The following is a 23780-nucleotide window of genomic DNA, read 5'->3' as shown; positions in this document are numbered from 1 at the left end:
CAGTCTTTTATGACGATCTACAGTATATGTTTCAGGCTGAAAATGCACCGGGCGAAGATTTATGCTGCAGCGCATCATTTTGTGTAACAATGCAACATATTGGCGGGCCAGGAGTCAGATCCCGCACGACACAGGCTTTACCGCGTCTATCGGCACCGCAAATGCCTGCCAGAAGCTTAGAGCGTTTCATTGCCGGCTCCATCACAAAAATCTAATATAACCTCACGCGATGGGGCGCATCCAAGAATAACCCGTCATGGCAATTCGTTTCAGTCCCGTGGGCTTGGAGGGTCGGTCATGCAATGGCGTGCGAAACTGAGGTCCTGGATCCTCTCGATCCCGATGGTCCTGCTTGTCGTCGGACACAGCCTCGCCGAGGAGAGCGGCAAACGGTTGGCACTCGTGGTTGGCATGACGAACTACGTCGCGGCGGGAAACTTGCCAAACGCCGCGCGTGACGCCGAAGCATTCGGCACTTTCCTCAAGGAGCAGGGGTTTGAAACCGATCTTGTGCTCGACGCGGATCGCAAGGGTCTTGCCGACGCACTTTCAAGCTTTTCGCACAAAATCAACCCGGACGATGTCGCGCTGTTCTACTACGCCGGACATGGCATGCAGTTGCGCGGCGAGAATTTTCTCGTCGGCACGGACGCAAGGCTCGAGAGTGAGTTCGGCGTCCCCGCCGAAACCATAGCGCTCACCGAGATCATCAGCGCGCTGGAGAAGCGCGCCAGGATATCGATGATCTTCCTCGACGCCTGCCGCAACAATCCACTCGCCGAGCGGCTCACGCGCGAAGTGGAGGGTGCCACCCGCGGCGGCGCTACCAGGGGGCTGGCGCCGATCGAGACGCAGAGCGGCGGAACGCTCGTGGCATTCGCCGCCGCCCCCGGCCAAGTTGCCGCCGACGGCACTGACGGGCATTCGCCGTTTACCCGCGCACTGATCGCCAATCTCTCAGGCGCTGGGTTGGAGGTCGGCACCGCCTTTAAGCGGGTCGTGCGCGACGTGCGCAAGGAAACGCAGGGCAAGCAGCAGCCACAGATCCTCTCCTCCCTGTCGCTGGAATTTTACTTTGGGCCGGAAACGGCAGCACCGCAGACTGCAGCCGTCCAGCCCGCCGTTGCGGTACCGGCCGCAGACCCCGAGGCCCTTGTCGCGGAAAAGGACTTCAAGAAAGCGCTGAGGGTCGGCACCGCGCGCATCTGGCGCTTCTTCGTCGAAAAGCATCGCACCGGCGAATACGCAGAACTCGGGCGTCAGGCACTGGCACAGATCGAACCCGCAGCCGTGGGCAACGAGTCCCGTCTGCCGCAATCAGTCGAAGCGCGGCTGTTGCCTGACAAAGACCGTCGACGCGATGTCCAACTCGCACTGACGGCCAGGGGGTTTGATGCTGGCACCGCCGACGGCATTTTCGGCGGACAGACGCGCGAAGCGATCAAAAGCTACCAGCGCACCAACGGCCAGGGGGGATCGGGTTTCATCACCGAAAAGACGGCCGCAAGCCTTGGAATCAAGGTGAATGCTACCGCCGAGGGCATTTACAGTTCCAAGACGGCGCGAATCTACGACATCAGGGATGTTGTGGGGCTCGAAACGGACCAACGCGTCCTGACTGCCATCAAATGCCTGGGTCACGAGCCCTCCGTTTATGGCGCATTCGGGGGCCATCTCTATGTCGTGGCACGAACGGGGCCGACGCGCTCTTCTTATGCTGAGACCGTCGCCAAGAACTGCGGCACATACCTTGCCTCGATCACGTCGGACGCCGAGAATGCCTTCATCGCGTCGCTGTTCAACGCCGATCCAGACTTCTTCGACATGGGATACGACCCTCCCTACAATATCAGCTACAAAATCGGGCCGTGGATCGGCCTGGTTCAGGACCCGCAAGGCAAGGAGCCCAAAGGCGGCTGGCATTGGGACAGCGGCGAGGCCATGACTTACACCAAATGGCTCCCGGGCGCGCCGTACGAATTCAGACCGGGCAACGATGTCGCGATGTACTATACCCAGCGCGATGGCCGGCAAGACATGAAGAGCATCTATCTCAACACATGGCAAGACATGGGGCTCAGCAATATGAGCCCGAGCCTCGTGCTGGAATTTGAGTGACCCTTACACCACTTCTCTCAATCGTTCGGCCGTCTGCAGGTCGACCGAAACGAGTTGGGATACGCCCTGCTCGGCCATGGTCACGCCGAAGAGACGGTTCATGCGGGCCATGGTGATCGGGTTGTGGGTGATGATGATGAAGCGGGTTTCGGTCGAGGCCGCCATCTCGTCCATCAGGTTGCAGTAGCGCTCGACATTGTGGTCGTCGAGCGGGGCGTCCACTTCGTCGAGCACGCAGATCGGCGCCGGGTTGGTGAGGAACACGGCAAAGATCAGCGCCATCGCGGTCAGCGCTTGCTCGCCGCCCGAAAGCAGCGTCATCGTCTGCGGTTTCTTGCCTGGCGGGCGGGCGAGGATTTCAAGACCCGCTTCCAGCGGATCATCGCTCTCGATCAGTTGCAGTTCGGCAGTGCCGCCGCCGAAGAGATGGGTGAACAGCCGCTGGAACTGCACGTTCACCACGTCGAAGGCGGCGATCAGGCGCTCGCGGCCTTCGCGGTTCAGGTTCTGGATGGCACTCCTGAGCTTACGGATCGCCTCGATGACGTCGTCGCGCTCCCTGAGGATGAGAGCGAGCTTTTCGGAAAGCTCCTTCTGCTCCTCTTCTGCGCGCAGGTTGACGGCGCCGAGCCGTTCGCGCTCGATCTTCAGCCGCTCGAGTTCACGCTCGATGTTGCGCATGTCCGGCAGCGCTTCGTCGACGGCGAGCCCGGTCAGGCGCATGACCTCATGCGGCGCACAGGAGAGCGCCTCCTGGATGCGCGCTTCGATCTCGACACGGCGTTCGCGGGCCGAGACCAGTCGCTCCTCCGCGCGGCCACGCTTCTCGCGCGATTCCGCAAGCTCGGAAAGCGCGGTTGCCGCCAGCCGATCCGCCTCGCGCTGGTGATTTTCCGCCTCGGCGAGGAGGTCGGCCGCCTCGCGCCGAGCCGCTTCCGCCTTCTGCAATTCGCTCATCAAGGAGCGGCGTTTGTCATCGAACTCGTCAGGGGCGTCGATCAGCTCTTCCACTTCATCGCGGGCTTCCGCTTCGCGGTCGCGCAGCGTCGTGATGTGTTCCTCGGCGCTTGCGGCGCGCGCCTTCCAAGTCTGGCGCTCGTTGGCTATCGCGGCGATGCGCCGCTGGCGGGCCTCGTTCTCGCGCGCCAAACCGTCATGGGCGGCACGGGCTTCGGCAACGGCGGCACGATCGGCAGCGACATCGGCCGTCTGCGTGCGCAGTTTCAATTCAAGTTCAGAGAGATCGGGCGCATCCGCCAGCGCGTCGTTCGCCGTTTCGATCTGCTCGGCCACTTCCTCGACCTGGGCTTCGATCTGGCTGCGTGTTTCCGCCAATACCGCGCGCCGGCGGGCAAGATCGCCCGAGGCGCGCTCGGCAGCCGCAAGGGCGTCACGGGCTTCGGCGAGCTGCCGCGTTATCATGCGCTGCGCATCGCGCGCGAGCCGCAGCCTTTCGTCTTCGGCACGAATGCGCGTGCCGGCGGCCGCCAGTTCGGCCTCGGCGCGGCGCAGCGCCTCTGCGGCACTTTCCGTTTCCATGTCGAGTTCGGCGAGGCGGTTCTTCTGCGCCAGCCGCAGGGCGGCAGCGCTCGGCGCCTCGGAACCGGTCACGTGGCCGTCCCAGCGCCAGACGGAGCCTTGCTTGGTGACGAGGCTCTGACCGGGCTTCAACGATGGTAGCAGCCGCTCCGCTTCCGCCTCGCTTGCGACGATGCCGATCTGCTTGAGCGCACGCGTCAGCGCCTCCGGCGCCTTCACATGCGCGATCAGCGGGCTTGCGCCTTCGGGCAAATCGGCGTCGCCAGCATGATCGCCCGGCGCGCGCCAATGGGCCGGCGCGTGCCTGTCGAGCGGCGAATCGAGATCGTCGCCAAGCGCGGCACCCAATGCGGTCTCAAAGCCGCGGTCGACCTCCATCTCCTCGACGACAGCCGGATAGGCGCCGCCGGCAACCGCCTCCAGCATGCGGCGGATCGTGCGCGCTTCGGTTTCTATGCCGTTGAGAGCGGCACGTGCGCGGTCAACCGGTGGACGCGCCTCAACCTCCGCGCGCCGCGCGTCGGCCAGAGCCTCCTCGATCGCAAGCACATTGGCTTCCGCTTCTTCGAGCGCAGCCTCGGCGACCTCGACCTGCCCCTGCTTCTCGTGCGGGTCGGGAAGTGCGGCCATCTGCCTGTCGAGTTCATCGAGATCGCGCGACTGCTCGGCCAACTGCCGGGCAAGCCGGGCCTGTCGCTCCGAGAGATCGCGCAGCGTCCGCTCGAGCTGGTTGCGACCGGCCTGGGCCTCGGCGCGTTCAGCGGTCAATCGCGCCAACAACGCTTCGCTGCCGGCGAGCTTTTCATTCGCTTCCTCCAGCCGCTCACGCGCTTCCGTCGCGCGATCGTCGGCTTCGGCAAGCAAATCGACAAGTTCGGCCTCCTCCTCGTCGAGCCGCGCCAGAATACCGGCATTGTCGACGACCAGCCTCTCTTCGCGGGCGATGTCTTCGGCAAGCTGCGCCAGGCGACGATGCAACTCGTCGCGCCGCCTAAGGATCCGGCCGGCATCCTCTTCGAGCTGCGCGCGGGCGATCTGCAGACGTTGAAGTGCCGCCGCGAACCGCGCCTCGTTCTCCCGCAGTTCCGGCAGCTTCAGGCTGGCAATCGCCTGTTCCTTGGCCGCCTGCATCTGCAGTTGCGCCTTTTCGGCGACCAGTGCGGTGATCTGGTTGAGCTGGCTCGTCGCCTCGGCCTCCGCCTCCTTGGCCTGCACCCAGCGGATATGGAACAGGATCGCCTCATGCTTGCGGATATCGGCCGACAGCATCTTGAAGCGATTGGCCTGGCGCGACTGGCGCTTGAGGCTCTCGATCTGGCTTTCGAGCTGTGACGTGACGTCGTCGAGACGCTCGAGATTGGTCTCCGCTGCCCTGAGGCGCAATTCCGCCTCGTGGCGGCGCGAATGCAGGCCGGAAATGCCGGCCGCCTCTTCGAGCAGTTGACGGCGGGCCTGCGGCTTGGCCGCGATCAGCTCGCCGATACGCCCCTGCCCGACCATCGACGGCGAACGCGCGCCGGTCGAGGCATCGGCGAAGAGCAACTGCACGTCCTTGGCACGCGCCTCCTTGCCGTTGATCCGGTAGACAGAGCCCTGCTCGCGCTCGATGCGGCGCGTCACCTGGATCTCGTCGCTGTCGTTGAAGGCCGCGGGTGCCGTGCGATCGCTGTTGTCGAGATAGAGGCCGACTTCCGCCGTGTTGCGGGCTGGACGGTTGCCGGATCCGGAAAAAATCACGTCGTCCATGCCGGAAGCGCGCATGTTCTTGTAAGAGTTCTCCCCCATCACCCAGCGCAGCGCTTCGACGAGATTGGACTTGCCGCAACCATTCGGCCCGACGACGCCGGTCAGGCCCCGCTCGATGATAAATTCGGTCGGTTCGACGAAGGATTTGAAGCCGAGCAGGCGGAGCTTGTTGAACTTCATGCGGCGGACGCTGGGGCCAGATACCCCCCTCTGCCCTGCCGGGCATCTCCCCCACAAGAGGGGAGATCAACTTGCGGCGATGTCCCACGTACCCAGCCACCATTGCGTGGCGGCGAAAGGGTAATCAGATCTGGTGGTAAGACGGTTGCCGAGGACGCGAGCGTGTGCCCCAACCGATCTCCCCCCTTGTGGGGGAGATGCCCGGCAGGGCAGAGGGGGGGAAGCCACGAGCGCCTCATTCAAACGCCCCCTTTCCAATCACGCGCAAAATATGCTCGCAGATGTTGTCGATGTCGCGCAGTACATCGTCGTTCCAAAAGCGCAATACCGTCCAGCCGTCAGCCTCCAGCCGTTGGGTACGCTGCAGATCGTAGTCGGCGTCGTCTGCCCTCGCATGCTGCGACCCATCGACCTCGACGATCAACCTGTGCGTCGCGCACGCAAAATCGACGATATACCCCGCAATCGGAACTTGCCGTCGAAAGCCGAGCCCCATGAATCGGTGCGCGCGTAGTTCGTTCCAAAGCTTGAGCTCGGCATCCGTCATGGCCCTTCGCATGCGACGGACGTTCGTACGGGCCTTTGGTGAAACGTCAGCGTGCGGCATGTCGTGACCCCGCTTGCCGCAACGCTACGAACAAAAAAACGGGCACACGGCTGCTGCCGTCGCCCGTTTTCAGGAAAAGCGAAGGATCAGAGCTTGCTGTCGATGAGGGCCGACATAACGTCAACCGACATGTCCCCCGAATAGTGCTCACCATTGACGAAGAAGGTCGGCGTCGACTGAACGCCGAAATCCTTTGCGCCCCGCTGCATGACAGAGTTCACATCATCCAGAAGTTTTTGGTTCGTCAAGCAGGCCTCGAAGCTCTCCTGTGTAAAACCGGCGAGTTTGGACATCTGCAGCAGCGCGTCACGGCCATTCTGGGCCGCGGCCCACTGCTGCTGCTGCTTGAAGAGCATGGAGATCATCGGGAAATACTGGCCTTCCGGCGCACAACGCGCCAGCATGAAGGCAGCCGCCGCACGCGGATCGAACGGGAATTCGCGTACGATGAAGCGCACCTTGCCGCTGTCGATGTACTTCGCCTTGATCGCTTCGAAGGTGTTGTTGTGGAAGGCCGCGCAATGCGGGCAGGTCATCGACATGTATTCGACGATTGTCACCGGCGCATTGGCTTCGCCCAGCGCCATTTCCGGTAGAGCGCCCGGCTCGAGCAGCTTGGCCTGATCGACCGAACCTTCCGAGGAAGGAAGCTCGACCTTCGCGGGGGCGGTGGTCGACTGAGCGACTTCGGTGCCTGCGGCCGGCTTGGCTTCGGTGCTTGCCGGGGTCGCAGTCGTCGATGCGGTCGTGGTGGCGTCCGTTGCGGGCTTTGCCGCCGTCTCGGTCGGCGCGGTCGTCGAGGCCGTTTCCTTCTTTTCGTCGCTGCAGGCAGCAAGCACCAGGGCGACGGTTGCGATGGCGGCACCGCTGAGCAGGCGTTTCGTAAGGTTCTTTGCGGAAGCGGACATGAATTTGACCCGTGTTCGGAGGGATTTATGCTGCGGATTCGATATCTTGCTGCGCGCAGGGCGGCAAGTGGCCGGGCGTCAACAGAATTCAAAGAATTGTGACCGGCTGATGGCCCTATCGCCGTCGCGGCGCCAGCACGGCCGTCCCAAGCCGCCGCAAGGCTGCCTTCAGTTCTTCGCTCTCAATGCCCTCGACCATCGCCTCCAGCCGGCGCGCGGGCTCGCCCGAAAGCGGCTTCGGCTTGCCGCGGTGTTTCGGCTGCGGCGAGACGGGCTTCTGAACGATGCGCAGTTGCCCGATGGCATAGAATCCGAAGAAGCCGTTGATGCGCTGGATCAGTTCTCCCTGGGCATGGGTCAGGAAGAGTGCACGCGCGCCTTCGCAGGCGACGGTCAGCACGCCCGGCTGGTAACCGCCCTCACCCGCGATTTCCGAGGCGCGGCGCGGCCAGGCGATCTTCTCTGGCCGCGTGCAATCGGCGAAGTCTTCGCCGGCAATTTCATCCCAGGAGCCGAGCAGCATGGTGTTGATGCCTGCGCGCTTGGCAAGCACGGGGTCGATCAGGCCGTTGGCGACCTCGCTGATCTGGACGACGCCCTTGCGGGGCTTCTGCTCACTCACGAAAGCGACTTTCTGTATGCAATGTCGATTGAGCCTTGATGCCGCGGCTCCGCTTCGCCAAGTATAGGCCGGAAACAGAACTCCCGGCAAATCATGCACAATCCGATACCGGCGGCCGACGCCGCACCCCTTCTTTTGGAATGGTACGACAGGCACCACCGCGACCTGCCCTGGCGCGTCTCGCCGCCTATGGCCAAGCGAGGGGTCGTCGCTGATCCCTATCATGTCTGGCTGTCGGAGGTCATGCTGCAGCAGACGACCGTCCAGGCGGTAAAAGCCTATTTCGAGAAATTCCTGTCGCTGTGGCCGACCATCGAGGACCTGGCCCGCGCCGACAACGAGGACGTGATGAAGGCCTGGGCGGGGCTTGGATACTATGCCCGTGCCCGAAACCTGAAGAAATGCGCCGAAGCCGTCGCGAACGATCATGGCGGCCGCTTTCCCGACACGGAAGACGGGCTGAAATCCCTTCCGGGTATCGGCGATTACACCGCTGCCGCAATCGCCGCGATCGCCTTCAACCGCAAGAGCGCGGTGCTCGACGGCAATGTCGAGCGGGTGATCTCGCGGCTCTATGCGATCGAAATGCCGCTGCCAGCAGCGAAGCCCGAGATGCGCGCCCGCGTCGCCGCCCTCACGCCCGACGATCGCCCGGGCGATTTCGCCCAGGCGATGATGGATCTCGGCGCGACGATCTGCACCCCGAAGCGGCCCGCCTGCTCGCTCTGTCCCTTCCGTGCGCATTGTCGAGCGCTGGTCGTTGCCGACCCCGAGACCTTTCCGCGCAAGGCACAGAAGAAGGACAAGCCGCTTCGGCGCGGCGCCGCCTTCGTCGCGATCGATGCCGACAATGCCGTCTATCTGCGCAAGCGGGTCGAAACCGGCTTGCTTGGCGGCATGACCGAGGTGCCCGGCACCGACTGGACATCGCGACAGGACGGTGACACCTCGCTCGCCTCCCAACCCTTCGCCGCGCACTGGGAAGACTGTGGTACCATCAGCCACGTCTTCACACATTTCGAGTTGCGTCTCTCCGTCTACCGCGCCAATGTCGCGCGCGTCGGAGCGGACGGCGACGGCTGGTGGGAACCGGTTCATTCGCTGAAAGCCCAGGCGCTGCCGACGGTCATGAAAAAGGCGATCGCCCAGGCGATTCCGCATGCCTTCAAGGCGGAGCGCTAGAGCAAACGGAAAGATGCTCTAGAAACCAAGTGCTGGAGCGGGATGAGGAAAAATGTGCGGTTCTCCGCCCACATCCCGGCCCAACTTCTGATCTAAAAGACCAAGCCAAGGAATACGTCCATGAGCAGCATCGAGATCCGCCACATCGTCTTCGACATCGGCAAGGTGCTGATTCATTATGACCCCAACCTGCCGTTCAGCCGCATCATCCCCGACGAAGCGGAGCGGGAATGGTTCTTCGCCAATGTCTGCACCCATGACTGGAACATCGAGCAGGACCGCGGCCGTTCCTGGGAGGAGGCCGAGGCGCTTTTGATCAAGGATTTTCCCGATCGCGAAGTGCAGATCCGCGCCTTCCGCAAATACTGGCAGGAGATGGTGCCGCACGCCTATGTCGAGACGGTTTCGCTGCTGGAACGGCTGATTGCCGAGGGGCGCGACGTGACGATGCTGACCAACTTCGCCTCCGACACGTTCCGCGAGGCCCAGACCCTCTATCCCTTCCTGACCCTGCCGCGCGGCGTTACCGTTTCGGGCGACGTCAAGCTCATCAAGCCCGATATTGCCATCTACGAAACGCATGCGCGGACCTTCGGCCTGACCCCGTCGGCGACCCTCTTCATCGATGACAGCGTCGCAAATGTCGAAGCCGCGCGGCTCGCCGGCTGGCACGCGGTGCACTTCGTCGACCCCGAGAAATTGAAGGCCGACCTCGCTTCATACGGCATCCATCCCTGACGCAAACGGTTTAGCCCGGTCGATGGAACGACGGCTAAGCTACGGTGCGCCTTCAGCTTTCGGGCGAAACGATTCGCCACGCCACCCAGCCGGCAAACGCTGCGGCCGCCAACCAGATGCACAGGATCGCGACCAGGCCGCCACGGCTGGATGGGCGTTCCTCCAATGCCGTCGCCCGATCCCGAAATTCGTGCATGAGCGTCGGCGGGACGAGACGCACCGCCAGCAGGATGCCGAGCGGAACGATGACCAAATCATCAAGGTAGCCGAGCACCGGAATGAAATCGGGGATCAGATCGACCGGCGACAGCGCGTAGGCGGCGACTGCGCCGGCAACGAACTTCGCTGAAAGCGGCGTTCGAGGGTCGCGCGCGGCGAACCAGAGCGCGACGACGTCGCGTTTGATTTGACGCGCCCACTGCTTCGCGCGTTGGAGTCGATCGGGCGAGGTCATGCCGATGGCAACCCTTGTTCGGGTGAAGACTGGTTTCTCCGAACCCTATTTCCGGACTCAAGGATTGGCAATCAGGCGAAGCTTCCTTGCCTCTCGCGTCAACGATCCGGCAACCCAGAAAACATACAAATGCCCGGAATCCCCCTTGAGGATTCCGGGCATTTAAAGCTCTCCTTCCGGGACTGAAGGTACAAAAACCGGTCGGAGCGCCTTTCGAAGGATCTGGCCGAACTGGTTGATCAGTTCAGTTTTGCCAGATCATTTCGAATGACGGTTCTGAGTTCGTCGATGGGCTTCAGGGTGTTCCCCTCTTCGAAGTGCCAGAATGTCCATCCATTGCATGCATCAAGTCCCTGGACCTTGGCGCCCAGGCGATGAATTGAGCCGGCCTCGCCACCGGAAGCGAGCGTGCCGTCGGCGCGGACAATGGCGCTGTAGCGGCGCTTTGCGTCCGTGAGCACCGTGCCGGGCTTGATCAGCCCGCTTTCGATCAGCGTATTGAAGGCGACACGCGGCTCGGCCTTCTTGCCGGTCATGACCGAGAGCATGGCCTTGCCGAGCGGTTCGACGGCATCGATGCGCGCCGATGCCGCATCGATGTAATCCTGCTCGCGCTCGATGCCGACGAAGTGACGGCCGAGACGCTTGGCGACGGCACCGGTCGTGCCAGAACCGAAGAAGGGATCGAGCACGACGTCACCCGGCTTGGTCGAGGCCATGAGGATACGGGCGAGCAGCGCTTCCGGCTTCTGGGTCGGATGCACCTTCTTGCCGTCGTCGTCCTTCAGCCGCTCGTGTCCGGAGCAGATCGGGAAGAGCCAGTCGGAGCGCATCTGCACGTCGTCATTGGCGGCCTTCATCGCATCGTAATTGAAGGTGTAGCCCTTGGCGTTGGCATTCGGCGTCGCCCAGATCAGCGTTTCATGGGCGTTCTGGAAACGGCGGCCCTTGAAGTTCGGCATCGGATTGGTCTTGCGCCAGATGATGTCGTTGAGGATCCAGAAGTGCAGATCCTGCAGGATGGCGCCGACGCGGAAGATGTTGTGATAGGAGCCGATGACCCAGAGAGTACCGGTCGGCTTCAGCACGCGGCGGCAGGCGAGCAGCCATGCGCGGGTGAAGGCGTCATAGGCTTCGAAGGAGGCGAACTGATCCCATTCGTCGTCGACGGCATCGACCACCGACTGATCGGGACGGGTCAGCATGCCGCCGAGTTGGAGGTTGTAGGGCGGGTCGGCGAAAACGACGTCGACCGAATTGTCGGGAAGCGCATTGAGCGCCGCAACGCAGTCACCCTTGATGATGCTGTCGAGCCAACCCAGCGGGCGGGTGGAGCGGGAGACTTCGGCAAGCGAAACAACTGAAGACATGGACAACTCGCAAATACGCTTACTCGGAACGGGCTATGGAGCTTATGGTTACCGAAGATGGTTACCAAAGCCTGAAGGCCATTCCGAAAAAGTGCGTAGTCACGCCATGTTAGTGAGAAGTTTTGCTGCTCCGATTCATTTGGAGTCGTGAAAGGCGCGGCTGTCGGCCGGCGCTTCACGACGCTCGTTCAACCCGTAATCGCGGATGACGGAGGCGATGCGCAGGCGATAGTCGGCGAAGACGCCGTGACGCCCCGCATCCTGGGCGGCGCGGTGTTCGGCGCCGTTCCGCCAGGCCTTCACCGCCTCCTCGTCGCGCCAGAAGGACAGGGACAGCACCTTGTCGGGATTGGCGAGACTCTGGAACCGCTCGATCGAGATGAAACCATCGATGTCGTCAAGCAGAGGGCGCAGGTCGGCGGCGATACCGAGATAGGTGTCGCGGCGGCCCTCGGCCGGCAGGACTTCGAAGATGACGGCAATCATGATTCACTTTCCTCCGATGGCCGCGGATACCTTCTTCAGGAAAATGCGGTCTTCCTTCAGGATAAACCGTTCGCGGCGGGCGAAGGCATAATTTTCCCGACCGAGCGGGTCGGCGGCAAGCCGGGCGCGATAGGCCTCGTAGGCCGCAAGGCTCTCGACATTGTAAACGCCGTAAGCCGTCGTCGCCGACCCCTCATGCGGCCCGAAATAGCCGATGAGATCCGCACCGCAGCGCGGGATCGCTTCGCCCCAGTTGCGCGAATAGGTGGCGAACTCCTCCTTCTTGAAGGGATCGATTTCGTAGCGGATGAAGCAGGTGATCATCGTCGTCTCCTTGTGGCCTAGCCTGTCGCCTGGCCTTCGATGGGACGACTATGCCCGCTTGTTCGACGGGAATGCTTCGACTACGATCGAAGTATGAAGGAAGGTCCTGACATCGCTCTCATCGGCTCCCTGATCGGAGATCCCGCCCGCGCCAACATGCTGACGGCGCTGATGGGCGGTCGGGCGCTTACGGCGACCGAACTTGCCACCCATGCCGGGATCACGCTTCAGACCGCAAGTTCCCATCTTTCGAAGCTCGAGACCGGTGGCCTGCTCAGCCAGCGCAAGCAGGGGCGGCACCGCTATTTCCAGCTCGCCGAGGATGAAGTCGGCCTGATGCTCGAAAACCTGATGGGCTTCGCCGCCAGCCGCGGCATGAACCGTCATCGCCCCGGCCCGAAGGATCCGGCGCTGCGAAAAGCGCGCGTCTGCTACAACCATCTCGCCGGCGACTATGGCGTGCGCATGTATGACAGTCTGATCGCCGAGAAGCAGATCGAGATTAACGGCGACGACCTCGCATTGACGCCGGCTGGCCAAAATCGGATCGAAGCGCTGGGCATCGGCTATGCTTCTCTGAAGAAATCGCGTCGCCCGATCTGCCGCACCTGCCTCGACTGGAGCGAGCGCCGCTCGCATCTTGCCGGCTCGCTCGGCGAGGCGCTGCTGACGCTCTTCATCGACAAGGGCTGGGCGAAGCGCGAAGCGAACAGCCGCGCCATCCGCTTCACCGCGTGCGGCGAGAAGGCGTTTTCGGAGCTGTTTCCGCAATAGGCGGCCGTAGCGCAGACGCGATCTTAGCCAACAATCGAGAAGGCTTCGCGGGTTTCGCCCGCAGCGTTCCTGACCGGCGTCTTGCCGATCCATCCCACGTGGCGCTCGAGGATCTTCGCAGCTTCGTCGCCACGGCCTTCGCGCAAGGCGGCAAGGATGGCGCGATGGTCATGATCCGTGCGCGCTTCCCAGCTCGTGCGCCAGGCAGAGAAGAGAAAACGGGCGCTCGCCGCATGCAGATCGTCGATGGCCGCGAGCAGCCGCGGCATGCCGCAGGGCTGCAGGATCAATCGGTGAAAGGCGCGGTTCGCCGCTTCCCAGGAGCGCACATCCCGCGAAGTATCGGCGGCAACCGTCGCCGCCTCCGCCCGGTCAAGGATCGCCGGCGTCAGATGCGGGATGGCGTGGCGAAGGGCCAGAACCTCGAGAACCGCACGCATTTCGGCAACCTCCCTCACCTCCTTGAGATCGAAGGAGGCGACGCGAACGCCGCGGCGCGGTTCGCTGACGGCAAGTCCCTGGGCCTCCAGCCGCCGAAAGGCTTCGCGAACGGGAACATGGCTTGCGCCGAATTCCTCGGCGATATGATCCTGCCGCAAGCGCTCGCCAGGCATCAGGATGCCAGAGATGATCCTCTCGGCGAGAGCCCTGCTGATGCGACTTGCAAGCGTATCGTCCTGTTGCTTTTCCATCGCCTACAGATAGAGCCGCGAAACAATGCTGTCGAGCAAGGGGAGCAGCGGTTTCGATGATTTCCAAAGGTTGAGCTTTCGGCCACCTTCGTATAAAGCTCTGGCGTACGAAAGCCCCGCGCCGCGCAAGCTATCCTCCCCCTGCCTGCGGCGCCTTCTCCTCCCAGGGAACTGTTCCAAATGACCGGTATCGATCTCATCATTTTTGATTGCGACGGCGTTCTCGTCGATTCCGAAATCATCGCCTCGGAAGTCGAAGCCACGCTGCTTACCGAAGCGGGCTACCCGATCAGCGTCGAAGAGATGGCCGAGCGTTTTGCCGGCATGACCTGGCACAACACGCTGTTGCAGATCGAGAAGGAAGCGAGCATCCCGCTTTCCGCGTCGCTGATCGGCAAGGTAGATACCATTCTCGACAAGCGCCTGGAACGCGACGTCAAGATCATCGATGGCGTCAAGCCGATGCTGCTGCAACTGACGTTGCCCCATTGCATCTGCTCGAACTCCACCTCGGCGCGCCTGGCGATGATGCTCGGCAAGGTCGGCATCAAGGACCACTTCGGCCCGCATATCTACTCGGCGCGCGACCTCGGACCCGATCGCGTCAAGCCGAAGCCGGACATCTTCCTGCACGGTGCCAAGCAGATGGGCGTCGACCCGTCGCGGGTGCTGGTCATCGAGGACTCGGTGCATGGCATCCACGGCGCCCGCGCCGCTGGCATGCGCGTCGTCGGCTTCACCGGCGGCTCCCACACCTTCCCGTCGCACGCCGACAAGCTGACGGAAGCCGGCGCCGAAACCGTGATCTCGCGCATGACGGCCCTTCCCGGCGTGATCGCAGCGCTTTCCGAATGGTCGGAGTCCATGACGGCGTAGCGCCGCAAAGGCCACGTCCGGCCGCACCCCTTTCGCCCCGGCTTTCGGCCGGAGCGGGAAAAAAGCCTTCGGCCACCACGGCAGGCGTCCGATTAGGCGCCGAGGGACACGATGACACATTGAAGTGGCGCCGCGTCCCTCCGAAAATCTCTACGGCGATCCACCGCCTGTCGGAGGCGCAAAGGTCGCTGTAGCACTCTGAAATGCTGCATGTTTTCGTCCTTTGGCCCGTTACGGTTCAAGGACACGTACAGTAGGTTTTCGAAGCCGCGCACGAAGGCCATATCAAGCAAGCCCCATCAGGGGTATTTCTAGGAGGAAACACTATGCGTCTTTCAATGTTGACCGGCCTGACCCTGGCGGCCAGCGTCGCCTTCGGCCCGCTCGCCTTCGCCGATATCACCGTTGGCGTCATCACGCCGCTCACCGGCCCGGTCGCGGCCTATGGCGAGCAGGTGAAGAACGGGGCGGAAACGGCCGCTGAAGAGATCAACAAGGCTGGCGGCATCAACGGCGAAAAGATCGTTCTGAAGCTGCTCGACGACGCCGGCGACCCGAAGCAGGCCGTGTCGGTTGCCAACCAGGCGGCCGGCGAAGGCATCCGCTACGTCGTCGGCCCGGTGCTCTCGGGCACCTCGATGGCGGCTTCCGACGTTCTCGCCGAAAACGGCATCCTGATGGTGACGCCGACGGCAACGACGCCTGACCTCACCACCCGTGGTCTCTGGAACGTGCTGCGCACCTGCGGCCGCGACGACCAGCAGGCCGAAGTTGCCGCTGCCTATGTGGTCAAGAACCTCAAGGACAAGAAGGTCGCCGTCCTGCACGACAAGGCTCCTTACGGCAAGGGCCTCGCTGACGGCTTCAAGAAGGCTATCAACGCAGGCGGCATCACCGAAGTCGTCTACGAAGGCCTGAACCCGGGCGACAAGGACTTCAGCGCCATCGTCACCCGCCTGAAGGCCGAGAAGGTCGATGTCGTCTACTTCGGCGGTTACCATCCGGAAGGCGGCCTGCTCGCACGCCAGATGCACGACCAGGGCGTGAAGGCACAGATCTTCGGCGGCGACGGCCTATCGAACACCGAGTTCTGGGCGATCGGCGGCGAAGCTGCGACCGGCACGATCTACACCAACGCTAGTGACGCGACCCGCAACCCGGCATCGGCTCCGGCCGTCGAAGCGCTGAAGGCGAAGAACATTCCGGCCGAAGCCTTCACCCTCAACGCCTATGCCGCCGTGCAGGTGCTGAAGGCCGGCATCGAAAAGGCCGGCTCCGCCGAAGACGCGACTGCGGTTGCCACCGCGATCAAGTCCGGTGAAGCGATCGACACCGTACTCGGCAAGCTGACCTATGGCGAAGCCGGTGACCTCACCTCGCAGGCTTTCTCGCTCTACAAGTGGGAAGGCGGCAAGAGCGTTCCGGCTGAGTAATCGGAGCAAGTCGGAAATGAAAACGCCGGGGCAAGCCCCGGCGTTTTTTGTGCGGTGTGCGCCGCAGCTTACTTCTTCTTGGCCTTGGCCGGCGGACCCTCGTCGAAGCCGACATAGACGGTGACGTTGGATCCGGCGCCGGCCGGCAGCGTCACGTTTGCCTTGGTGAAGACGAATTGCGCCGAGCCGGTCGAGGGAACTTCGACCGCATGCTGCGTCAGCTCGGAGTAAAGCGTCTTGTCTTCGTCGGTCGCAGCGACACGGATCGGCATGGTGATCTTGCCGGGGCCACCCGCCGGGCCGCTGACGACGCGTCCCTGCACCACGACTGTCATCGTCAATGCGCCTTCGCTCTGCACGCACTGGCGCGTGGTGTCGGCGAGCGAGGCCTGGTAGACGACCTTCGTCGGGTCGTTTTTGGCACCCTTGGCGTAGCTGGTGAACACCGACGTGCCATCGCGCAGGACGACCTGCGGGCACGCGGCCTGGACGACGGCTGGTGTCGGAGCGGTGGCACTGCCGCCCGCATCGATCGCTCCGCCGGATTGCGTCTTGTTACAGCCGGCGAGGATCGCGAGAAAAGATATTGCGAGAACAGGCCGGGATACTTTGCCAAACACGTTGAACAACCTCTGCTGGACCGGTTGAAACTCCTTGACCGAAATCTCGGCCGGAAGACCTTTCGTGGCCTTCGGGCATCGTCTATAGCAGCGACAAACTGAAAAATCGATCGGGTCGGCGTGTCCCTTCCGAATTTTCCGAAGCCTGATCTACAGTCGGAAATTGCGTCGGTGACAAGAATAGATGCAGACTTTGTCAAGGACTGACGCAATAAGACGGGGCATGCCGCGGCGCCGTTTCCTACTGCATGTTTCCTTAAATCGTAGCCGATTTGAGGAAACATGCAGCAACTGAAAGTGCTACAGCGACCTTTGCGCGTCTGATAAGACGCGCGGCGCTGTAAGTCGCGGCAATCCTAGAGGTGGGACGAAGGACAATCATGGTGAAGTATATTTCGACGCGCGGCGAAGCCGCTCCTCTCGGCTTCTGCGACGCGTTGCTTGCCGGTCTGGCGCGCGACGGCGGTCTCTATCTCCCCAAGGAATGGCCAAAGTTTTCCAAGAAGGAAATCCGTGGCTTGCGCGGCAAATCCTATCAGGAAATCGCGTTCACCGTGCTCGAACCCTTCACCAATGGCGAGATCCCCGCGGCCAAGTTCCGCGAAATGATCGACGAAGCCTATGCCACCTTCCGCCATCCGGCGGTGGCACCGCTGGTGCAGACCGGACCGAACGCCTTCGTCATGGAACTCTTCCACGGCTCGACGCTCGCCTTCAAGGACGTGGCAATGCAACTGCTTGCGCGTCTGATGGACTATGTGCTGGCCGAGCGCGGCGAGCGCGCCACGATCGTCGGCGCGACCTCGGGCGACACTGGGGGCGCCGCGATCGACGCCTTCGCCGGCCGCGAACGCACCGACATCTTCATCCTCTTCCCGCACGGCAAGGTTTCGCCGGTGCAGCAGCGGCAGATGACGACGTCGAAGGCATCGAACGTTCACGCCATCGCCGTCAAAGGCAACTTCGACGACTGCCAGAACCTCGTCAAAGGCATGTTCAACGACGCCGCCTTCCGTGATCGCGTCAGGCTTTCGGGCGTCAACTCGATCAACTGGGCGCGCATCATGGCCCAGATCGTCTACTACTTCACCACGGCGGTCGCCCTCGGCGCGCCGGACCGCAAGATCTCCTTCACGGTCCCGACCGGCAACTTCGGCGACATCTTCGCCGGATATGTCGCCAAGCGCATGGGCCTGCCGATCGACAAGCTGGTGATCGCCACCAACGAGAACGACATTCTGGCCCGCACGCTGAAGACCGGGCGCTACGAGATGCGCGACGTCAAGGCGACGACCGCGCCGTCGATGGACATCCAGATCTCGTCGAACTTCGAGCGGCTGCTGTTCGAGGCGAACGACCGCGACCCAGGCGAAGTGCGCTCGGCCATGGACGGCCTCAAGCAGTCCGGGTCCTTCACCATTCGCGAAAAGGCGCTGAAGGCCATTCGCAAGGAGTTCCGCGCCGGCCGCGCCTCGGAGAAGGAAGTGGCCAAGACGATCGCCAAGACGCTGGAAAAAACCGGCTATCTGCTCGATCCGCACAGCGCCGTCGGCGTCTTCGTCGCCGCGAAGCACGAGAAGCCGTCCGCCCCCATGGTGACGCTCGCCACCGCCCATCCGGCGAAATTCCCGGACGCGGTAAAATCGGCCAGTGGTATTGACCCGGCGCTTCCGACGTGGCTTGCTGACCTGATGAACAGGGAGGAGCGTTTCGATATCCTGGATCCGGACCTGAAGAGCGTCGAGACCTTTATCGGCGAGCGCACCCGTCTCCGGGGGTAAGAACGAGAAGAAACGTATGATGAAAGTTGAGTGCACCCGGCTCCCTTCCGGGTTGACGGTGGTAACCGAGCAGATGCCGCATCTCGAAAGCGTGGCGCTCGGGGTGTGGATCAAATCCGGTTCGCGCAATGAAACCCTGGGCGAACATGGCATTGCCCACCTGCTGGAGCACATGGCTTTCAAGGGCACCGCGCGACGCACCGCCCGCCAGATTGCCGAAGAAATCGAAAATGTCGGCGGCGAAGTCAACGCCGCCACGTCGACCGAGACGACCTCCTACTATGCCCGCGTCCTCAAGGATCACGTGCCGTTGGCCGTCGACATTCTCGCCGACATCCTCACCGAATCCACCTTCGACGACGAGGAGTTGCGGCGCGAGAAGCAGGTGATCCTGCAGGAGATCGGCGCCGCCGACGACACGCCCGACGATGTCGTCTTCGACCGTTTCGCCGAGACCGCCTATCGCAACCAGACCGTCGGACGTCCGATCCTCGGCACCCCCGAGACGGTCATGTCGTTTTCCGCCGATCAGATCCGCCAATATCTCGGCCGCAACTATACGACCGACCGCATGTTCGTGGTCGCGGCCGGTGCCGTCGAGCACGAGGCTTTCGTGCGCCAGGTCGAGGAGCGCTTCTCGGCGCTTCCGCGCACGCCGGTTGCGACGCCGGTACTCGAAGTCGCCCGCTACACGGGCGGCGACAGCCGCGAGACGCGCGACCTGATGGACGCGCAGGTCCTGCTCGGCTTCGAGGGCAAGGCCTATCACGCCCGCGACTTCTACTGTTCGCAGATCCTCGCCAACATCCTCGGCGGCGGCATGTCCTCACGCCTCTTCCAGGAAGTGCGCGAGCATCGCGGCCTCTGTTATTCGGTCTACGCCTTCCATTGGGGCTTTTCCGACACCGGTATCTTCGGGGTGCACGCAGCTACCGGCGGCGAGAACCTGCCGGAACTGATGCCCGTCATCGTCGACGAGCTGCGCAAATCCTCGATGAACATCGAGCAGCAGGAAATCGAGCGTGCCCGCGCCCAGATCCGCGCGCAGTTGCTGATGGGCCAGGAAAGCCCGGCGGCCCGGGCCGGCCAGATTGCCCGCCAGATGATGCTCTATGGCCGTCCGATCCCGAACGAGGAACTGATGGAGCGCCTCTCCGGCATCACCATCGAGCGTCTGACCGACCTTGCCGGCCGGCTGTTCTTCGACACGACGCCGACGCTTTCGGCCATCGGCCCGCTGGAGCAGCTTGCCCCGATGGGCGATATCCTGTCGTCCTTGACCGGCAAGGCCGCCGTTCCGCACGCCGTCGCCAGCTAAACTGGCCCTACTGCATGTCTCCTCAATCGACCTCGATTTGAGGACGAAGACATGCAGCAAATCAAAATGCTACAGCGCCCTTTGCGCGTCTGATGAGACGCGCGGCGCTGTAGGTCGTTTCATGGTTTCATCGAAACCGTGAAATGATCTTGCCTTTCCAATTCCTGGCGGAAAAGCGTTCGCCACTTTCCTGGGATTGCTCTCGTCCGCCGAGGGGCGCAAGCACCGTATTCGAAATGGTGAAGTCTTTGCGTCTTTTCGCAAAATCGGATTCGATTTGCGCGCAAAGTTGTGCAACGTTTCGGTTTGTGACAGCGCAAAGGCGCGCTGCCGGGCGGACGATAGAGGATCCCCGCACGCAAACTGGACGGCCTCGGAGGCAGCTATGACACGATCGGTTTTTCGGTTCCTGTCGCGGCAGCCGGAGACGATCGAAATCGCCGATCAGAACTACCTGCTGCGGCTCCCGCGCTATGCCGATTATCGCCAGTGGTATCAGCTGAGGAGCGAGAGCCGCGCCTTCCTCGAACCTTGGGAGCCGACCTGGCGTCCGGACGAGATGACCGAGAGCGCCTTTCGCAGCCGGGTCATCCGCAACGAGCAGGAATATTCCTCCGGCCAGGCCGTACCGCTCTTTCTTTTCCACAAGCCAGACGAGATGCTGCTCGGGGGGCTAACCATCGGCCACATCCGCCGCGGCGCCGGGCAAAACTGCATGATCGGCTATTGGATGGGAGAACGCCACGCCGGCAAGGGCCATATGTACGCGGCCCTGAGGCTCGCCATTCCCTACATCTTTTCGACCCTTGAGTTGCACCGTATTGAAGCAGCCTGTATTCCGGACAACTCAAGAAGCATCCGGCTCCTTGAAAAGGCCGGTTTTGAGCGTGAAGGCTACTTAAGACAGTACTTGAGAATCAATGGCCAGTGGCGGGACCACGTGCTCTTTTCTCTCCTGTCCGACGATGCCCTACCGAACAGGAATATGCCCCTTTGATGCCTCTAACCCGCTCGCCCTTCGCCTGGTCAGCTTCGAAGCTGGCAGCGTTTCTGATTACGCTCACGACGTTTTTCTGCGCGCTCGGCGGTGCGGCCCAGGCTCTGGAGCCGGTGAAGATCTCGCGCGAGGACACCGCGCTCGACCTGACGGCGACGACCGAAATCTACAGCGGCCGCAACGAAGCCTTCCAGGTCTCGACGGCGCCCGGAACCGATGGCATCGTGCGCCGCATCGAGGTACGCTCCAGCAGCGAGGACCATCAGGGCGACTGGGCCGTGTTCGCGCTCGCCAACGTTTCGGCCGAACCGCTCGACCGCGTGATCGTCGCACCGCATTTCCGACTGGTGAATTCCAAGCTCTTTTGGCCGGATCTCGGCTCCAAGCGCATCCTTTCGATCACCCCCAGCGAAGGTTTTGCGCTCAGCCGCGAACCGAGCGACGAGGCGGACGTCTTCCGCATCACGCTGGCGCCGGGCGTCATCATCACCTTCGTCGCAGAACTGGCGACGCCGGAACTGCCGCAGATCTACCTGTGGGAACCGGATTCCTACAAGGATACGGTCAACGCCTTCACGCTCTATCGCGGCATCGTGCTCGGCATTGCCGGCCTACTCGCGGTGTTCCTGACCATCCTCTTCGTCGTCAAGGGAACCTCGATGCTGCCGGCAACGGCGGCACTCGCCTGGGCGGTTCTCGCCTATATCTGTGTCGATTTCGGCTTCCTGTCGAAACTCATCAGCGTTACGGCCGGCGACGAGCGAATATGGCGAGCGGGCACCGAGGTCTTCCTGGCGGCGGGCCTCGTGATCTTCCTGTTCACATATCTCAACCTCAACCGCTGGCATCAGCATCTCGGTTACGCCACGCTCGCCTGGATCCTGGGTCTCGGCCTGCTCTTCGGCGTCGCGGTCTACGATCCGGCGATTGCATCCGGCATCGCCCGCCTCTCCTTCGCTTTGACCGGAACGGTCGGGATCGTGCTGATCGCCTATCTCGGCTTCAACCGCTACGACCGTGCAATCCTTCTGGTGCCCGCCTGGCTGCTCATCCTCGTCTGGCTCTTCGGCGCGTGGTTGACCGTCACCGGCCAGCTCGCGAACGACATCGTGCAGCCGGCGCTCGGCGGCGGTCTCGTGCTCATCGTGCTGCTGATCGGCTTCACCGTCATGCAGCATGCCGTTGCCGGCAGCGGCTACCAGCAGGGCCTGTTCTCGGATCTCGAGCGCCAGTCGCTGGCGCTCACCGGCTCCGGCGACACCGTCTGGGACTGGGATGTCGCCCGCGACCGGGTCGTCACCATGCCCGATATATCGACCCAGCTCGGGTTGTCGCTCGGCAGCATGCACGGCCCCTTGCGCAACTGGTTGCCGCGCCTGCATCCTGACGACCGGGACCGTTTCCGGGCGACCCTCGACGTGCTTCTGGAGCGCCGCCGCGGCAAGCTCAACCACGAATTTCGCGTGCGTGCCGAAGACGGCCATTACCACTGGCTCGCCATCCGCGCCCGGCCGGTTCTCGGCGCCAACGGCGAAATCATCCGCTGCGTCGGCACGATCATCGACATCACCGAGCAGCGCAATTCCGTCGAGCGGCTGCTGCACAATGCGCTGCTCGACAATCTGACCGGCCTTCCGAACCGTCAGGTCTTCCTCGACCGATTGCAGGCGATCCTGCTGATGGCCGACGGCAGCAATTCGGTTCGCCCGACGGTGCTCGCGATCGACATCGACCGCTACAAGCAGGTCAACGACCTCCTGGGCATCGCCGCCGGCGACAACATCCTGATCGCCTTGACCCGACGCCTGCGCCGGCTCCTGCGCCCGCAGGACACGCTTGCCCGCCTCGGGGGCGACCAGTTCGGTCTGATCCTGATGTCCGAGCGCGACCCCGCCAAGGTCGCGGATTTCGCCGACGCGGTGAGCAAGGCAATCATGGTGCCGCTCAACTACGGCAACCGCGAAATCAACCTGACGGCATCGATCGGCCTCGTCTCCTGGCTCGACCAGGAGCAAAGCGCTGCGGGCCTGCTCGACGACGCGGAGCTCGCCATGTTCCGGGCGAAGAAGGAAGGCGGCAATCGCGTCGAACCCTTCCGCCCGGCCTTCCGCACATCCGGGTCGGACCGGCTCCAGCTCGAAGCCGACCTCAAGCGGGCGATTGAACGCAAGGAGCTCTCGCTGGTCTACCAGCCGATCGTTCGACTGAACGACGCGGAGATCGCCGGCTTCGAGGCGCTGATGCGCTGGGATCATCCGAAGCGCGGCAATATCTCGCCGACCGAGTTCATTCCGATTGCCGAAAATTCGGATCTCATCAGCCAGCTTGGAATGTTCGCTTTCGACAAGGCGACGAGCGATCTGACGGAATGGCAGCTCCAGACCGGCGACCTGCCGATCTTCGTCTCGATCAACCTTTCGAGCGCGCAGCTTCTCAACAACGAACTCTATGACGACGTCCGCGCCATCCTCACCAAGAACCGCTGCGATCCGGGCAAGGTGAAGATGGAACTGACGGAATCGCTCGTGATGGAAAACCCCGAGCAGGCCCGTCTCGTCCTTGAAAAGCTGAAGGAAGCAGGCCTGAAGCTGGCGCTCGACGACTTCGGTACCGGCCATTCGTCGCTCTCCTACCTCACGCGGTTCCCCTTCGACACGATCAAGATCGACAAGGCACTGGTGCGTGACCCGAGCGACAAGCGCGGCATTCTCCTGCGCTCGGTGATCACCATGGCGCGTGAGCTCGATATGCAGGTGGTGGCCGAGGGTATCGAATCCGAGGACGACGCAATCCAGCTCTCGCAGATGGGCTGCGACTACGGCCAGAGCTTCCTCTTCGGACCGCCGATCGGCTCGGAATCGATCCAGCGGCTGCTGAAAGAACGCTTTCCGCTGATGAAGCGGGCGTGATTTCGGCAAGGCGACGCCGCTCTTCGAGAAGCACACCATCGTCCAAAGCCCGTCGGGCAACAGTCCGGCGGGCTTTGCTTTTCAGCATGAATGTTCTGAAGAAAGC

The 23780-nt window shown here is 62.8% G+C and carries 20 protein-coding genes; 10 read left to right on the top strand and 10 right to left on the bottom strand.

Translation table 11 applies throughout. The annotated features are described in order from the left end of the window. The first annotated feature begins 342 nt into the window (after window positions 1-342). Window positions 343-2118 (top strand): caspase family protein, encoded by a 1776-nt coding sequence (locus tag QM996_RS03170; RefSeq protein WP_500269258.1) that lies wholly within the window; start codon window positions 343-345, stop codon window positions 2116-2118. A 3-nt stretch (window positions 2119-2121) separates the two neighbouring features. Here QM996_RS03170 and smc read toward each other — a convergent pair whose 3' ends face one another. The 4 genes from smc to QM996_RS03150 form a co-directional block, all read right to left on the bottom strand. Continuing rightward, window positions 2122-5583, bottom strand: a complete 3462-nt coding sequence (gene smc, locus QM996_RS03165; RefSeq protein WP_500269257.1) for a coiled-coil domain-containing protein — start codon at window positions 5581-5583, stop codon at window positions 2122-2124. 235 nt (window positions 5584-5818) lie between these two features. Then, on the bottom strand, window positions 5819-6190 hold the full coding sequence (locus QM996_RS03160; RefSeq protein WP_500269256.1) for an endonuclease domain-containing protein: 372 nt from the start codon (window positions 6188-6190) through the stop codon (window positions 5819-5821). A gap of 86 nt (window positions 6191-6276) precedes the next feature. Then, window positions 6277-7098, bottom strand: coding sequence for a DsbA family protein (locus tag QM996_RS03155; RefSeq protein WP_500269255.1), 822 nt, complete (start codon window positions 7096-7098; stop codon window positions 6277-6279). Window positions 7099-7213: 115 nt separating this feature from the next. Further along, window positions 7214-7720, bottom strand: coding sequence for a DUF721 domain-containing protein (locus tag QM996_RS03150; RefSeq protein ID WP_500269254.1), 507 nt, complete (start codon window positions 7718-7720; stop codon window positions 7214-7216). Window positions 7721-7813: 93 nt separating this feature from the next. Between QM996_RS03150 and mutY the strand changes: the two genes are divergently transcribed. Further along, on the top strand, window positions 7814-8902 hold the full coding sequence (gene mutY / locus QM996_RS03145; RefSeq protein WP_500269253.1) for an A/G-specific adenine glycosylase: 1089 nt from the start codon (window positions 7814-7816) through the stop codon (window positions 8900-8902). Between the two features lie 120 nt (window positions 8903-9022). Next, window positions 9023-9640 (top strand): HAD family hydrolase, encoded by a 618-nt coding sequence (locus tag QM996_RS03140; protein WP_429807828.1) that lies wholly within the window; start codon window positions 9023-9025, stop codon window positions 9638-9640. Between the two features lie 52 nt (window positions 9641-9692). Here the strand turns inward: QM996_RS03140 and QM996_RS03135 are convergent, their stop codons facing one another. The 4 genes from QM996_RS03135 to QM996_RS03120 form a co-directional block, all read right to left on the bottom strand. Next, window positions 9693-10094: a YkvA family protein gene (locus tag QM996_RS03135; RefSeq protein WP_500269252.1), complete on the bottom strand. Its 402-nt coding sequence runs from the start codon at window positions 10092-10094 to the stop codon at window positions 9693-9695. A 239-nt stretch (window positions 10095-10333) separates the two neighbouring features. Then, complete coding sequence (locus tag QM996_RS03130; protein WP_500269251.1) at window positions 10334-11464, bottom strand: site-specific DNA-methyltransferase; 1131 nt, start codon at window positions 11462-11464, stop codon at window positions 10334-10336. 135 nt (window positions 11465-11599) lie between these two features. Next, window positions 11600-11950, bottom strand: coding sequence for an antibiotic biosynthesis monooxygenase family protein (locus QM996_RS03125; RefSeq protein ID WP_173515850.1), 351 nt, complete (start codon window positions 11948-11950; stop codon window positions 11600-11602). 3 nt (window positions 11951-11953) lie between these two features. Then, window positions 11954-12274 (bottom strand): NIPSNAP family protein, encoded by a 321-nt coding sequence (locus QM996_RS03120; protein WP_500269250.1) that lies wholly within the window; start codon window positions 12272-12274, stop codon window positions 11954-11956. Between the two features lie 93 nt (window positions 12275-12367). On the opposite strand from QM996_RS03120, the gene QM996_RS03115 reads away from it, so the two are divergent. Next, window positions 12368-13048 (top strand): ArsR/SmtB family transcription factor, encoded by a 681-nt coding sequence (locus QM996_RS03115; RefSeq protein ID WP_500269249.1) that lies wholly within the window; start codon window positions 12368-12370, stop codon window positions 13046-13048. A 23-nt stretch (window positions 13049-13071) separates the two neighbouring features. Here QM996_RS03115 and QM996_RS03110 read toward each other — a convergent pair whose 3' ends face one another. Continuing rightward, window positions 13072-13740 carry a GntR family transcriptional regulator gene (locus tag QM996_RS03110; RefSeq protein WP_500269248.1) on the bottom strand — a complete coding sequence of 223 codons (669 nt, stop codon included), beginning with the start codon at window positions 13738-13740 and terminating at the stop codon, window positions 13072-13074. 180 nt (window positions 13741-13920) lie between these two features. Between QM996_RS03110 and QM996_RS03105 the strand changes: the two genes are divergently transcribed. Further along, window positions 13921-14616, top strand: a complete 696-nt coding sequence (locus QM996_RS03105; protein ID WP_500269247.1) for an HAD family hydrolase — start codon at window positions 13921-13923, stop codon at window positions 14614-14616. A 326-nt stretch (window positions 14617-14942) separates the two neighbouring features. Then, the gene (locus tag QM996_RS03100) at window positions 14943-16049 is read left to right on the top strand and encodes a type 1 periplasmic-binding domain-containing protein (protein WP_500269246.1); all 1107 of its coding nucleotides are present in this window, start codon (window positions 14943-14945) and stop codon (window positions 16047-16049) included. A gap of 68 nt (window positions 16050-16117) precedes the next feature. Here the strand turns inward: QM996_RS03100 and QM996_RS03095 are convergent, their stop codons facing one another. Beyond that, on the bottom strand, window positions 16118-16669 hold the full coding sequence (locus tag QM996_RS03095; RefSeq protein ID WP_500269245.1) for a hypothetical protein: 552 nt from the start codon (window positions 16667-16669) through the stop codon (window positions 16118-16120). 380 nt (window positions 16670-17049) lie between these two features. Here QM996_RS03095 and thrC point away from each other — a divergent pair, with 380 nt between their 5' ends. From thrC to QM996_RS03075, 4 genes are all read left to right on the top strand, one after another. After that, complete coding sequence (gene thrC / locus QM996_RS03090; protein ID WP_500269244.1) at window positions 17050-18450, top strand: threonine synthase; 1401 nt, start codon at window positions 17050-17052, stop codon at window positions 18448-18450. 16 nt (window positions 18451-18466) lie between these two features. Beyond that, the gene (locus tag QM996_RS03085; RefSeq protein WP_500269243.1) at window positions 18467-19768 is read left to right on the top strand and encodes a M16 family metallopeptidase; all 1302 of its coding nucleotides are present in this window, start codon (window positions 18467-18469) and stop codon (window positions 19766-19768) included. A 385-nt stretch (window positions 19769-20153) separates the two neighbouring features. Beyond that, window positions 20154-20765, top strand: a complete 612-nt coding sequence (locus QM996_RS03080) for a GNAT family N-acetyltransferase (protein ID WP_173515843.1) — start codon at window positions 20154-20156, stop codon at window positions 20763-20765. Then, window positions 20765-23674, top strand: a complete 2910-nt coding sequence (locus QM996_RS03075; RefSeq protein WP_483501628.1) for an EAL domain-containing protein — start codon at window positions 20765-20767, stop codon at window positions 23672-23674. Before QM996_RS03080 ends, QM996_RS03075 begins: the two co-directional genes overlap by 1 nt. The last annotated feature ends 106 nt before the right edge of the window (window positions 23675-23780 follow it).

It is taken from the genome of Sinorhizobium chiapasense, assembly GCF_045277575.1.
Classification (GTDB): Bacteria; Pseudomonadota; Alphaproteobacteria; order Rhizobiales; family Rhizobiaceae; genus Ensifer; species Ensifer chiapasense_A.
This window is presented reverse-complemented; position numbering and strand designations above follow the sequence as displayed.